The organism is Solihabitans fulvus, from assembly GCF_008386585.1.
Classification (GTDB): domain Bacteria; phylum Actinomycetota; class Actinomycetes; order Mycobacteriales; family Pseudonocardiaceae; genus Solihabitans; species Solihabitans fulvus.
In genome coordinates, this window is the sequence record NZ_VUOB01000029.1 from 152,940 (window position 1) to 165,246 (window position 12,307).

Here is a 12,307-nt window from a genome sequence, read left to right on the forward strand (position 1 = left end):
GCGAGCGAGGATCGCCTTCCGGGACAAGGGAAAGGCGAACGAGGACAGGCGGAAACGGCCGCGTGCCGAAACTAGTAAGAACTCACGCGGCCGAGTAGCCGCGTCCCGGTGCCCGTGGCCGGGGTCGCCCGGCCGCGTCGGGATCGCGCAGCCGCAGGAAGGCCGTGCGGTGCGCGCGTTCCCGCAGCGCGATGGCTCGGACGCCGGCCGGAGCCGTCGAGTCGTCCGAGGGCCTGGTGATCAGCACGAGCGCGGCGACGGCGACGGTCAGCGCGGTCGCCGCGGCGAGCAGCGCGGACGGGCTGGCGCCGACCACGGAGAGGCCGAAGGCGGCGGGGAACAGCAGCGCGACGATCAGGTGCAGACGCGACATGGCATTCCCCCTTCGCTCGTCGCGAGTTTCACCCGACGACTTCACCGCGAGTTTCACCCGATGACGTGTACCGGGCCCAAAATGCCCGATGTGCCCTCGCGAGCGTACCCGCGATTGGGCATGGTGGGTCAGGAACTCCAACCCTGCCTGGAGGCCGCGATGGGTCGTCGGATTCTCGCCGTTGGTGTCGCGCTGCTCGTGAGCGCCGGGCTGTTCGCCGGCGTCGCGCAGGCCGCGCCGCCGGGGTCCGCCCCGGCCTCGGCGCGCGACTGGCTGCCAGCCACCCCGGTGAACTGGCCGGTCGTGGTCGACCAGAGCAGGACCGAGGACCGCACCGTCACGCGCGGCGCGAAGACCTACGCCGAGACCTACGACACCGTCGGCGGACGGCAGCACACCCACGTCCTCGACCTCGACCTGAGCGACCGGAACCTGCGGCTCGGCGTCGTCGAGGCCGGTGACGTGCTCAGCAATCCCGCCGACGAGACCGTGTCCTCGATGGCCGACCGCACGCACGCCGTCGCGGGCGTCAACGGCGACTACTTCGAGATCCACGCCAGCGGCCGCCCGCTCGGCGGCGTCATCACCGGCGGCCAGCTCCGCAAGAGCCCGCGCCCCGACTACAACGCGCAGCTCGGCGTGCGGGCCGACGGCAGCATGGTGATCGGCGCGCAGACCTACACCGGCACGATCACCGTCGGCGGCGCGAGCCACGAGCTGCGCTCGGTGAACGTGGTCAACGACCTCGCCGACGGGGCCGTCACCCGCGTGACACCGGACCTCGGCGACGCGGGGGCGCTGCCGGCCACCGCCGTGCTCGCGCTCGGCCACCGCGTCGGCGACACGCTGGTCGTCGACGAGGTCCGCACCGGCCTCGACGCGCTGCCCGCGCTGCCCGCCGGCCAGGAGGGCCTGCTCGGCTCCGGCGACGGCGGCGCGTGGCTGACCGGCCACCTCGCGCCGGGCGCGTCGGTGTCGCTGGCGGAGCGGGTCGCGCCGGACGGCGCGCTGCGCGAGCTGATCAGCGGCGCGACCATGCTGGTGCGGGACGGCAAGCCCTACGACGACCCGACCGGCACCCCGCCGGGCGGCATCAACCCGGAGACCGCCGTCGGCATCAGCGAGGACGGCCGGCACGCCGTGTTCGCGGTGCTGGACGGGCGCGCCGGCCAGGCGACCGCGACCGGAGTGTCGCCGCACGAGGTCGCGGGCTACCTCATCGCGCACGGCGCGCACTCCGCGATCCTGCTGGACGGCGGCGGCTCGACCGAGCTGGTCGCCCGCAGGCCCGGCGACGCGGCGGTGTCCGTGCAGAACTCCCCGTCCGACGGCACGGAACGCCCGGTGGCCAACGGGATCTTCGTCTACAGCACCGCGCAGTCCGCCGGCCCGGCCAGCTCGGTCGTCGTCAACGACGGCCGCCCGGTGACCACCGTGGCCGGCGGCACGATCCCGGTGCCCGTGCGCGCCACCGACCGGCTGGCCAACCCGGCGACCGGGGGCACCGACGTCAGGGTGCTGCCGCCCGACCTCGGCAGCTGGGCGGACGGCAGGCTGACGCTCAACCACGCGGGCCACGGCATGCTGGTGGCCCGCAACGGGTTTGCCTTCGGCGCGCAACCGCTGACCGTGGTCGACCGGCTCGACTCGCTGACCGTCGACCCGGCCGCCCCCGACGTCAACAACGGCGGGAACGTCCAGTTGACCTTGCGTGGCACCGGTTCCTGGTGGCACACCCCGGTGGAGATCCCGCCGGACGCGGCCAGCTGGACCGTCGACCAGCCCGCGCTCGGCGGCGTCGACGCGACCGGGAAGTTCGTCGCCGCCGACACCGGATCCGGCCTGGTGACGGTGACCGCCACGGTCGGCGGGGCCAGCGCGACCGCCACCGTCGCCGTTGGCAAGCAGGCCAAGCTGGCCGACGACCTCAGCGACGTCGCGACCTGGAGGCTGCGCAACACCACCGGGGTCCCCGCCGCGCTGAGCCTGGACACCGGGGCGCTGCCGCCGGGCGTGCAGGCGCCGGGTTCGCTGCGGCTGGACTACACGATGCCGGCGGGCGCTGGCGTGAAGCAGCTCGTGCTGTCCTCGACCAAACCCATCGAGCTGCCCCGCGCGGACAACGGCCAGAACCCGACCGGGATCGGGCTGTGGGTGCGCGGCGACCGCAGCGGCATCCAGCTCGCCGAGTCCTACCTCCAGGTCGACGGGGCCGCCGTCACCATGTACCCGACCAAGGTCACCTGGCAGGACTGGCGGTTCGTCGTCGCCGACCTGCCGCCGGGCCTGAAGTACCCGCTGCGGCTCAGCTTCCTCGACTTCCTGAGCATCAGCCCGAGCCGCACGACCACCGGCACGCTGAACGTCAGCGCGTTGCAGGCGCTGTACTCGCCGAGGCCGATCGTGGCCCCGACCTATGTGCCGATCCCGGCGAACCCGCCATGGCTGCACTACTCGCAGGACGCGGCCGCGTTCCGGCCAGGCGGCGCCACGCTGCTGGTCGGCGACGACGCGCACCTGCTCGCCGGCGACCCCGAGTCCGCCGGCAGCCACGTCCTCGACGCGGTGGGGCGGCGGATCGCGACCCTTGCGCCGCAGGCGAAACCCGTCGTGACGCAGGCGCTCGGCGACATGTCCGACAACGGCGACGCCGCGAACCTCGACTTCGCCAAGGGGAAGCTGGCGGCGCTCGGCGTGCCATTCCACGACGCGGTCGGCAACCACGAGATCGGGCAGGGCGCGACGCCGGAGAACCAGAACTTCCGCGCCACCTTCGGCGACACGCAGTACGCCTACACCCAGGGCGCGGCCAGGGTGGTGGTGACCGACAGCGCGCACGGCTCGCTGCTGTCCTCCGACCCGTTCCAGTCGCCGGCCCGCCCGCAGTACCCGTGGTTGGTCGACGAGCTCACCAACAGCACGTCGCCGACCGTGCTGCTGGTGACGCACATGCCGGCCTACGACCCGCATCCGTTGGCGGACAGCCAGTTCAGCGACCGCTGGGAGGCGCGGATGTACGTGCGGCTCGCGCAGCGCTTCCAGCAGACGCATCCCGGCCGGCACGTGGCGATGCTCTACGGGCACGCGCGCGGCTTCGCCGAGCAGGTCCTCAACCCGGACGGCACGCCGGGGCTGCCGGGCGACGGCGTGCCGCAGTTGACGTTCGCCGACCTCGGCATGCCCGCCTACGCGCCGGCGGACCAGGGCGGCTTCTACCACTTCGGGCTGGTCAACGTGGCCAGGGGCGGCGACGTCTCGTTCTCCGTCGAGCCGGTGCTGTCCTCGATCGCGGTGGCCGCGCCGGGCGGCCCGCTGACGCCGGGACAGTCCGTCGCGCTCGCCGCGACCGGCACGGCGGTCGGCGGGGACAACCTGCCGGCGCTCACGCTGCCCGTCGCGACACCAGCCTCGCACGTGTGGACGTCGAGCGATCCCGGTGTGCTGTCGGTGGACGCGGTGACCGGCAAGGCCACCACGCACCGGACGGGCAGCGCGACGGTCCGGGTCGCCAGTGGCGGTGTGACCGGTTCCGTCACGCTGACCGTGACCGGGCGTTGACCGTGACAGGACGTTGACTGCAACCGGACGCTGACTGCGATCGGACGTGTTGACTGCGACCGGGCGTTGACCGTGACCGGGTAGCGGCCCTCAGAGCGTGTCGGACGGCTCCGGTTCCGCCGGGAGCGGAGCCGTCAGGCACGGCCGGGTGTCCGACCAGCCCTCCCCGCGCAAATGTTCGATCATCGTCCGCATGGCCCGGGTCAGAATGGCCGCCACCGCCATCGGTTCCATCGTCAGCATTTCGGCGGTGCGGGATATCGGGATTCCCTCGAGGCACACGACGATCAGGACATTGCGCTGAATGGCCGGCAACCGGTCGAGGAAATTATGCCAGGTGGTGGAATGCGCCGCGGTGACGGCGCGGAACGCCATCGAGGCCTCGCGAAGTTCGCGAAGTGTCTCTGTTTCGTCCGAGGCGGCTGACGGAGATGCCGAGGACGTCGTCAAGGTCGAGACGAAGCTGGGGTCATGTCTGAGCATCGCTTTTCCCTGCCGGACGCTTGGGGAAGGACGACACCGCCGGGGTCCGGAGCGGTCCGCGCTTTCCAGGCGGCCGAACCTCAGATACCAACGGCATTGCCCAGGAAGTGCTTCGGCCACAGCGTAAAGTCGTTTGCGCTGGATGGCACCGTCCGGCAGCGATGATCACTCGGAAGGCGGACGCCGCTGCCCGCTCGGCCTAATAGGTGTGCCCGGACAGTCACATCACCAGCGCCGGGCGCAGCGGATCGTCGTACCGGACGATGACCTGTGCGGCCCGATCCGGGCCCACCTGTTCGTCGTAGCGCGCGAACGCGGGCAGCGTCCAGTGTTGCGCCGGATCCGTGCGCCTGGCCAGCGCGGCGGCGGACAGCCGAAGGTGCACGGTGAGCTCGGCCGGCAGGCCGCGCCCGAGCAGCAACGCGCCGTCCACGACCAGGACGCCGCCGGGTGGCAGCGTCTCGTATTCGGCGCGGCTGGCCCGGTCGGTCGCGGCGTTCCACAGCGCGGGCAGCGCGCGCCCGCTGCCGCCGGGGCCGAGCGGCGCGAGCACCTCCCTGGTCAGGCCGCCGACGTCGAGCCAGTCCTCGTAGTAGGAGTCGGGATCGGTGTGGCCGCGCTCGAACCGCAGCGACGCCGGCCGAAGAAAGTCCACTGTGGACACTCGGAGCACCGGGCGGCCCAGCAGCCGCAACGGTTCGACCAGCGCGTCGGCCAGCCGCTCCGGGTGGGCGGCCGGGGCGCCGTCGATCAGCACCCTGACCCGGTCCGACCCCGGCAGGGCGTCGATCCGCTCGACGAGCTCGCCGGCAAGGGTGTCGGGGGACAGCGGTCGCACGCGCACGGACTACCCGAGCAGCTCGGCGAGCGCCGGGGCGAGCGCCTGCGCCAACTCCCGGCAGCCGACGGCGGAGGGGTGGAAGCGGTCGCTGGCGAAGAACGTGGTCGGCGCAAGGGAAATCTGGTCGAGCGGCATCGGCACGTGCCGCACGCCGGGCGCCAGCCCGATCCGCGCCAGCTCGACGTCCATCAGGCGCGCCCTGGCCGCGAACACCCCGCGCAACGGTTGTGGCAGCGAGGGGAACAGCGCCAACGGCGGCATGCCGGTCACCAGCACCGGGGTGCGCGAGCCGAGTCGTGCCCACACGGCCAGCACGAGTTCGGCGAGGTCCGCCCGCCACGCGGTCAGGCCCCGGAGCTCCAGCAGATCGTTGATGCCGACCGAGATCAGCAACGCGTCCGGCCGCCAGTCCGGCGCGCTCAGGCCGGCGACGAGGTCCTTCGTGATCTGGCGGGCGGTCGCTCCGCTGCGCGCCGAGACCCGCCAGGACACAGCCCGGCCGGTGCGCTCGGCGAGTGCGACGGCGACCTGCCCGGCGATGCCGTCCGCGTTGTCGGAGACCCCGACGCCGGCCGCCACCGAGTCGCCGAGCACCGCGAGCCGCAGGGCGGGTTCGCCGTCCCGCTCGTCCCTCGCGGGTGCCGTGCCTGCGGTGGTCGCCGCCTCGGGCAGCCTGGGCGTGCGGCTGCGCACCCGGTAGCCCTGCGCCGCGAGAAGCGGCAGGAGGAACAGGGCGGCCGGCTGGGCCAGCCGGGTCAGGCGTAGCGACATGGGATCTCCAAGGATGCGAACGAAACGACGTTATCACCCGATAGCTGCGGCGTTGTTGACCTACGACGCGGGGGGCTCCGTTGGTCCGATCGTCGCATCCTCCACCCTTGCGGCCGTGCTCCGGCTCGGCCAGCACCGACTGGCAGGGTCCGCCCTCCGGCTCAGTGGCTGAGCCGTTTGCCCTGACGACAGCGAAAACCGGGATCGTGCTGGCCAGCCGCGTCCGCGCGCAGACGACGGAGCCCGCCGTCGCCGTCCGGTCGATCGCCAGAGCGCTGTTGGCGGCACGCTCCTGACCCACCTGGCGGATTCTTCATGTGTCGGACGGCATCGACGACGGTGCCGACGTGGCTATGGTGATCGCATGGCGGCAGGGTCGACGCGGCGTAAGCGCAAGCTCGGCAGGTACATGAAGGCGTTGCGGCAACGTAGGCAACCGACCCTGATCCCGGAGCGGGTCGCGGAGTTGGCCCGGTGCGCGCGACCCACCGTGACCAGGATGGAAGCCGGCACGGTGTTGCCGCGCATTCACCTGTTCAGCTCCCTGCTCGGCGTCTACGGCGTGACCGAGGAGGAACGCGCGGAAGCCCTGCGGTTGTGGGAACACGCCAGCTCCGACACCACGACCATCGAGCACGCCGACCACTTCACCCCTAAGTACCAGGCCTTTCGGCGGGACGAGGCGGACGCCGTTCGGGAGCGGACCATGGATCCCGTTGCCATTCCAGGACTACTGCAAACGGCCGCCTACGCCTCGGCCGTGGCCGACGGCGCGGCGCTGTTCAACAAGCAGCGCCCGGACGGCTGGGAGTTACGCGCCGCCGTCGAGCGGCAGGCCCGGCAACAGCTGCTGCGCGCGCCGGGTTCCCTCGAACTGCACGCCCTTATCGACGAAGCTGTGATCCGCCGAGTGGTCGGTGGTCGTGCGGTGATGGCGGAGCAACTCCGTTACCTGCTTTCGGCGGGCTCGCGGGAAAACGTGACGATTCAGCTCGTGCCCTTCGGTGCGGGCGCGTACGGCGCAATGTCGGGGCCGGTCATTCTGCTTGGTTTCGAAGATCCGGAAGATCAGGATCTCGTCTATCTGGAGCACGCGGCGGGCGGCGAATCCTTGGAGGATGAAGAGGATGTCGCGGCGTTCTCCGACACCTTCGATCAGGTGAGCCGCGACGTTGCGCTCCCGCCGACGCACTCGGCGGTATTGATCGGCAACGTACTGAGTGCACTAGAGGGACGATGACAAAGCAGCCTTGGCGGAAAAGTAGCCACAGCGGCAACGCGAACGCGTGCGTCGAACTCGCTGTCAGCCCGAGCCGGACCCGGATCCGGGATACCAAGAATCGAGACGGCGGCCGGCTTGACGTTGGCGCTGCCGGCTTCGAACGATTCCTTGGCACAGTCAAGTCGGGTCGGCTCGACCTCCAGTACTGACAACGACAACGCCGAGGGAAGGCGGTCCGTTGGACCGCTCTCCCTCGGCGTCGCGTTTGGGTGGCCCGAGGGCCGCGCCCCTGCCGCGCCAGGCGGCTACTTCGCCCAGACGATCTGGCTCGACGGGTAGTAGTTGATGCCGAGCACCTTCCAGCGCGGGGCCTGCGCGCCGAGCCTCGCCCGGAACGCCGTCCAGTTGTGCGTCGCCGCCGGCGACCAACCGAGCTCCGCGATCGTTGGCAGCCTTGGGAAGGCCATGTACTCGATGTCGCGCGTGGTCACCAGCGTCTCCGACCACAGCGGCGCCTCGACGCCGGCGATCGCGGACTCCGGCACGCCCTGGAGGTAGCTGCCGGGGTTCCAGTTGAAGGCGGTCTTCACCTCGATGTAGCCAGCCCAGTTCTGGCCGAGCGGCGTGCTCGAGTTGTACTTCATGTCCAGATAGGTCTTGTTGGCCGGGGCCAACAGGATCTTGGTGCCGCGCTGGGCCGCCGCGGTCACGTTCGCGTCGGAGTTGGTGGTGCCCCAGAACTCCGGCACCGCCGAGGTCGGCGGGTTCGCCTTGAGGAAGTCGTGCCAGCCCTCGGCGTGCTTGCCGTACTTCTGGAGGATCGGGAACACCTTCTGCTCGAAGGCGATGTAGTCGGGGTCGCTGGTGACCTTCGCCTCGTCGCCGCCGATGTGCAGGTAGGGGCTCGGCGTCAGCGCGGACAGCTCGCGGATCACGTCGTCGAGGAACGTGTAGGTGACGTCCTTGCTGATGCACAGCGAGCTGAAGCCGACGTCGGTGCCGGTGTACAGCGGCGGGGCGACGCCGTTGCAGTTCAGCTCGGCGTAGGAGGCGAGCGCCGCGTTGGTGTGGCCGGGCATGTCGATCTCGGGAATGACCGTGACGCCCCTGGACTGCGCGTAGGCGACGATGCCCTGGTAGTCGGCCTGGGTGTAGTACCCGCCGGGCCCGCCGCCGACCTCGGTGCTGCCGCCGTAGGTCGCGAGCTTCGGCCAGCTCTTGATCTCGATCCGCCAGCCCTGGTCGTCGGCGAGGTGCAGGTGCAGCACGTTGACCTTGTACAGCGCGATCTCGTCGATGTAGCGCTTCACCGTGCCGACCGGGAAGAAGTGCCGCGCCACGTCCAGCATCGCGCCCCGCTGGGCGAACCTCGGGTAGTCGAGCACGTGCCCGCCCGGCACCGCCCACGGCCCGGACTGGACGGTCGGGCTGTCCGCCTTGGCCGGCAGGAGCTGTCGCAGCGTCTGGACCCCGGCGCGCAGGCCGTCGACGGTCTGCGCGCGGATGACCACCTTCGCCGTGCTGGCGTCGAGTTGGTAGCCCTGGGCGCCGACCTGCGTGCCGGCTCCGGTCAGCAGCAGCGCGATGCCGTCGGTCGGGGTGGCTGGTGCCGGGGTGATCGGGAGCGGAAATCCGGTGGAGCGACGGAGGATCCCGGCAAGGTAGTCGCCGACCTGGTTGGCCGACGGGTCGACGTAGATTCTGGTGTTGGCCGTGATGGGGTAGGCGGCCGCGGCGTTGGGCTGGGCGCTGACCGGGGCCGGCACCACGTTCAGGTACGCCGACCTCGGGGTCGCCGCGGTGGCCGACCCGCCGAACGTGGTGACCGCGAGCCCGAGGGCGGCGGCGAGCAGGAGAGTGCCTGCGGTGCGTCGCAGTCGTGGCCGATGCCGTGCTTCGCTGTGTGTACTCACGTGAACTTTCCTCCCGGAACAAGGCGGGGCGGAGTGTCCTGGCGCGGCGGCGGAGCGGACCTACGGTTACAGCCGGTGCACGCACTGTCAAGGGTGTAGACCAATTTACGGAAGGCCCGCGACCAGCGATAATGCCTGCGGAGGCAACGGATCAGCGCGGGAGGGCGATCGATGACGGACATCTGGGACACCGACGGCGGGGTCGTCACGGCGGTGAGCCGCAGCGCGACGCACACCTTCAGCAAGCCGAACGCCGACGGCATCCGGCTGCTCGCCGGGCTCGGTGTCGAGGGCGACGCGCACCTCGGCGAGAAGGTCAAGCACCGCTCCAGGGTCGCGCGCGACCCGAACCAGCCCAACCTGCGGCAGGTGCACCTGATCCACGCCGAACTGCACGACGAGCTGAACGCGGGCGGGTTCACCGTGTCCGCTGGCGAACTCGGCGAGAACGTCACCACCCGCGGCCTCGACCTGCTCGGCCTGCCGACCGGCACCGTGCTGCGGCTCGGCGAGGACGCCGTGGTCGAGGTGACCGGGCTGCGCAACCCGTGCGCGCAGATCGACAACTTCCAGCGCGGCATGCTCGCCGCCGTGGTCGGCCGCGACGAGCACGGCACCATCGTCCGCAGGGCGGGCATCATGGCCGTCGTGCTCGCCGGCGGCGAGGTCCGGCCGGGCGACCGGGTCGACGTCGACCTGCCGGCCGAGCCGCACGTCCCGCTCGACTGGGTCTGACCTTCAACGCCCGACTGTCAACGCCCGATCGTTGGCGGTTGACCGTCGGGTGACCGTCCACAAGGGACGGTCGCTCAGCTGTGGAGGAACTCCCGCGTCTGCTCGTCGGCGGGGAAGAACGTCTCGATCGCCAGCTCGGTCAGCGTGATGTCCATCGGCGTGCCGAACGTCGCGACCGTGCTGAAGAACGAGAGCTCCAGGTCGCCGTGCCGCAGCCGCATCGGCAACACGAGGTCGCTGGCCGAGTTGTGCTCCGGCCCCTCGTGCTCCCCGCCGTACCCGAGGGCCTCGTCGTACAGCGCGGCCAGCGTCTCGCTGCCGGAGGCCTGACACTGCCGGCGCAGCCGGTCAAGCAGGTGCGCCCGCCACTCGCCGAGATTCACGATCCTGGGCGCCATGCCGTCCGGGTGCAGCGCGATGCGCAACACGTTGGCCGGCGGCGCGACCAGCTCCGGCGCGACGCTGGCCAGCAGCTTGCCCATGCCGTTGTTGGCGGCGATCAGGTTCCAGGCGCCGTCGGTCACCAGCGCCGGATACGGCTCGTGGCCGGCAAGGATCTTGTCGACGGCCTCGCGTGCCGCGGTCATCTCCGGCGCGTCCAACGGGGTCTCCTGATAGACGGGGGCGTGACCGGCGGCAATCAGCAGCGCGTTGCGTTGCCGCGCCGGCACGTCGAGGTGTTCGGCCAGCCGCAGCACCATGTCACTGCTCGGCTGCGCGCGGCCCGTCTCGATGAAGCTGACGTGGCGAGCGGAGGTGCCCGCCGTCAGCGCCAGCTCCAACTGGCTGAGCCTGCGGCGCTGCCGCCAGTCGCGAAGTAACGGGCCGACTCGCACGGCTGTCTGGGTTGCGATCACCTGATCACCCTAGGTCCGGTCGCGCGGCAGATCCATTACCAGTGAGGTAATGGACTTGCCTTCGCGCACGCGCGAGAGTGGCGTGCCATGGAGCAGAACGACCTTGCCGCCCTGACCGCCGCGATGCCGCTGGCCGCCGTGCTCGGCGTCGAACTCACCTCGGCCGACGCGGCGGAGGTGCGCGGCAGGCTCGGCTGGCGCGCCGACCTGTGCACCGTCGGCGGCGTGCTGCACGGCGGCGCGCTGATGGCGCTCGCCGACAGCACCGGTGCGGTGTGCGCCTTCCTCAACCTGCCGGCCGGCGCGACCACCTCGACCATCGAGTCGAAGACGAACTTCTTCCGTGGCGTGCGCGCGGGCGAGGTGCGCGCCGTCAGCCGGCCGCTGCACGTCGGCGGCAGCACCGTCGTCGTGCAGACCGACCTCTACGACGACTCGGACCGGCGGGTCGGCCAGACCACCCAGACCCAGGCGGTCCGCACACCCCGTGCCTGATCCCTTGCCCGAACGGGTGGCATTTCTGCGCGGTTGTGTGGTCGGCCTGCGCAGCGGTTGGCGATGACGTGGACGTGCGGTTCGCTGGCGGCCGAACCACCGGCCGGCGGAGGGAGCACGCGTGCCAACGGAGATCGAGCGGCTCGACGCGGTCGAACCGATCGTCGCCGGGCTGGTCGACGGACACGCCGAGCTGGTCGCCGAGCTGTACCGGCTCACCGCGAGGATCGCGGTGCTGGAACGGCGCCTGGCCGGCGCGGGAGCCGGTCCGGACGCCGGCCTCGACGCGTCGGCCGAGGAGTTCCGGTCGCTCGCCCAGGTGCTGCGCCAGGCGTGGGACGCCGAGCAGGAGGTGCTGGCCGACTCCGTCCGCGACACGCTCCGCCAGCAGGTCCAGGAGTGGACGGACCTGCGCGCCAGGCGGGCCGACGTCCAGGACCGGCTGGCCAGCGGCAAGGTGGCCAGGATCGAGCGCGGCCGGTTCGAGCACGACGTGCACCAGCTGGACTGGCAGATCGGCGCGCGGGAGACCGCGGCGCAGGAGGCGGCGGGCCGGTTGGACGCCGATCGCGAGGCCGTCGAGGAGACCTGGCGGCAGGAGGCCATGCGCGCAGGCGACAAGGCGCGGGGCGAGCTGGTCGAGGTCGCCAGGACCAGGGTCGGCAGGGCGCTCGCGGTCGACGAGCGGATGCCGGTGTGGTTCACCGTCGGCCTCGGCGAGATCACCGCGCCCGACCCGACCTGCTGGCTGGACGCGGCGACCGACCTGCTCGCCTACCGCATCGAGTACGGCGTGACGGATCCGGTGAACCCGTTGGGGGACAGGCCGTCCGACCAGTCCGGTTCGGCGGCGTGGATCCGCAGGTGCGAGGTGTTCGCCGACCTCGCCGACCGCCTGCACGCCCTTCGCCCCTAGAGCTCCTAACACGATGACTGTCCGACGGAGTGACGCCCAGCTGACGCCTCGCCGCGTTGTCGTCGCCCCACATGGCTCCGCCATGAGGGGCTCCTCCGCCTTGCGACGCGCCACCTGGACGCCACTCCCAGTCGAACGCCATC

General features: G+C 71.5%; 13 protein-coding genes. 7 read left to right on the forward strand and 6 right to left on the reverse strand.

Annotated elements, in window-relative coordinates; genetic code table 11:
• Positions 1-82 precede the first annotated feature (82 nt).
• On the reverse strand, positions 83-373 hold the full coding sequence (locus F0L68_RS17975) for a DUF6412 domain-containing protein (protein WP_149850734.1): 291 nt from the start codon (positions 371-373) through the stop codon (positions 83-85).
• Positions 374-532: 159 nt separating this feature from the next.
• Here F0L68_RS17975 and F0L68_RS17980 point away from each other — a divergent pair, with 159 nt between their 5' ends.
• Positions 533-3,931 (forward strand): phosphodiester glycosidase family protein, encoded by a 3,399-nt coding sequence (locus F0L68_RS17980; protein WP_149850735.1) that lies wholly within the window; start codon positions 533-535, stop codon positions 3,929-3,931.
• A gap of 90 nt (positions 3,932-4,021) precedes the next feature.
• Here F0L68_RS17980 and F0L68_RS17985 read toward each other — a convergent pair whose 3' ends face one another.
• From F0L68_RS17985 to F0L68_RS17995, 3 genes are all read right to left on the reverse strand, one after another.
• Entirely contained in the window at positions 4,022-4,414 is a 393-nt protein-coding gene (locus tag F0L68_RS17985) for a hypothetical protein (protein WP_149850736.1), read from the reverse strand.
• A 220-nt stretch (positions 4,415-4,634) separates the two neighbouring features.
• Entirely contained in the window at positions 4,635-5,258 is a 624-nt protein-coding gene (locus tag F0L68_RS17990; protein ID WP_149850737.1) for a nucleoside/nucleotide kinase family protein, read from the reverse strand.
• Between the two features lie 3 nt (positions 5,259-5,261).
• Positions 5,262-6,026 (reverse strand): SGNH/GDSL hydrolase family protein, encoded by a 765-nt coding sequence (locus F0L68_RS17995; protein ID WP_149850738.1) that lies wholly within the window; start codon positions 6,024-6,026, stop codon positions 5,262-5,264.
• A 164-nt stretch (positions 6,027-6,190) separates the two neighbouring features.
• Here F0L68_RS17995 and F0L68_RS44560 point away from each other — a divergent pair, with 164 nt between their 5' ends.
• From F0L68_RS44560 to F0L68_RS18005, 3 genes are all read left to right on the forward strand, one after another.
• Positions 6,191-6,322, forward strand: coding sequence for a hypothetical protein (locus tag F0L68_RS44560; RefSeq protein WP_276313861.1), 132 nt, complete (start codon positions 6,191-6,193; stop codon positions 6,320-6,322).
• 113 nt (positions 6,323-6,435) lie between these two features.
• On the forward strand, positions 6,436-7,266 hold the full coding sequence (locus F0L68_RS18000) for a helix-turn-helix domain-containing protein (protein ID WP_240542984.1): 831 nt from the start codon (positions 6,436-6,438) through the stop codon (positions 7,264-7,266).
• On the forward strand, positions 7,263-7,457 hold the full coding sequence (locus F0L68_RS18005) for a DUF397 domain-containing protein (RefSeq protein WP_149850740.1): 195 nt from the start codon (positions 7,263-7,265) through the stop codon (positions 7,455-7,457). Before F0L68_RS18000 ends, F0L68_RS18005 begins: the two co-directional genes overlap by 4 nt.
• Before the next feature lie 96 nt (positions 7,458-7,553).
• Here the strand turns inward: F0L68_RS18005 and F0L68_RS18010 are convergent, their stop codons facing one another.
• Positions 7,554-9,125, reverse strand: coding sequence for a beta-N-acetylhexosaminidase (locus tag F0L68_RS18010; RefSeq protein WP_149850768.1), 1,572 nt, complete (start codon positions 9,123-9,125; stop codon positions 7,554-7,556).
• A gap of 207 nt (positions 9,126-9,332) precedes the next feature.
• Between F0L68_RS18010 and F0L68_RS18015 the strand changes: the two genes are divergently transcribed.
• Positions 9,333-9,896: an MOSC domain-containing protein gene (locus F0L68_RS18015; RefSeq protein ID WP_149850741.1), complete on the forward strand. Its 564-nt coding sequence runs from the start codon at positions 9,333-9,335 to the stop codon at positions 9,894-9,896.
• Positions 9,897-9,970: 74 nt separating this feature from the next.
• On the opposite strand, the gene F0L68_RS18020 is transcribed toward F0L68_RS18015, so the two are convergent.
• Positions 9,971-10,753 carry a helix-turn-helix domain-containing protein gene (locus F0L68_RS18020; RefSeq protein ID WP_149850742.1) on the reverse strand — a complete coding sequence of 261 codons (783 nt, stop codon included), beginning with the start codon at positions 10,751-10,753 and terminating at the stop codon, positions 9,971-9,973.
• Positions 10,754-10,840: 87 nt separating this feature from the next.
• On the opposite strand from F0L68_RS18020, the gene F0L68_RS18025 reads away from it, so the two are divergent.
• Both F0L68_RS18025 and F0L68_RS18030 read left to right on the forward strand, forming a co-directional pair.
• Complete coding sequence (locus F0L68_RS18025; protein WP_149850743.1) at positions 10,841-11,248, forward strand: PaaI family thioesterase; 408 nt, start codon at positions 10,841-10,843, stop codon at positions 11,246-11,248.
• A 121-nt stretch (positions 11,249-11,369) separates the two neighbouring features.
• A complete protein-coding gene (locus F0L68_RS18030; RefSeq protein ID WP_149850744.1) occupies positions 11,370-12,164 on the forward strand; it encodes a hypothetical protein in 795 nt (264 codons plus the stop codon).
• The last annotated feature ends 143 nt before the right edge of the window (positions 12,165-12,307 follow it).

Bases quoted from the DNA above. Each gene is read 5' to 3' on its own strand.
- F0L68_RS17975 (WP_149850734.1), bottom strand. From the start codon at position 373: ATGTCGCGTCTGCACCTGATCGTCGCGCTGCTGTTCCCCGCCGCCTTC.
- F0L68_RS17980 (WP_149850735.1), top strand. From the start codon at position 533: ATGGGTCGTCGGATTCTCGCCGTTGGTGTCGCGCTGCTCGTGAGCGCC.
- F0L68_RS17985 (WP_149850736.1), bottom strand. From the start codon at position 4,414: ATGCTCAGACATGACCCCAGCTTCGTCTCGACCTTGACGACGTCCTCG.
- F0L68_RS17995 (WP_149850738.1), bottom strand. From the start codon at position 6,026: ATGTCGCTACGCCTGACCCGGCTGGCCCAGCCGGCCGCCCTGTTCCTC.
- F0L68_RS18000 (WP_240542984.1), top strand. From the start codon at position 6,436: ATGAAGGCGTTGCGGCAACGTAGGCAACCGACCCTGATCCCGGAGCGG.
- F0L68_RS18005 (WP_149850740.1), top strand. From the start codon at position 7,263: ATGACAAAGCAGCCTTGGCGGAAAAGTAGCCACAGCGGCAACGCGAAC.
- F0L68_RS18015 (WP_149850741.1), top strand. From the start codon at position 9,333: ATGACGGACATCTGGGACACCGACGGCGGGGTCGTCACGGCGGTGAGC.
- F0L68_RS18025 (WP_149850743.1), top strand. From the start codon at position 10,841: ATGGAGCAGAACGACCTTGCCGCCCTGACCGCCGCGATGCCGCTGGCC.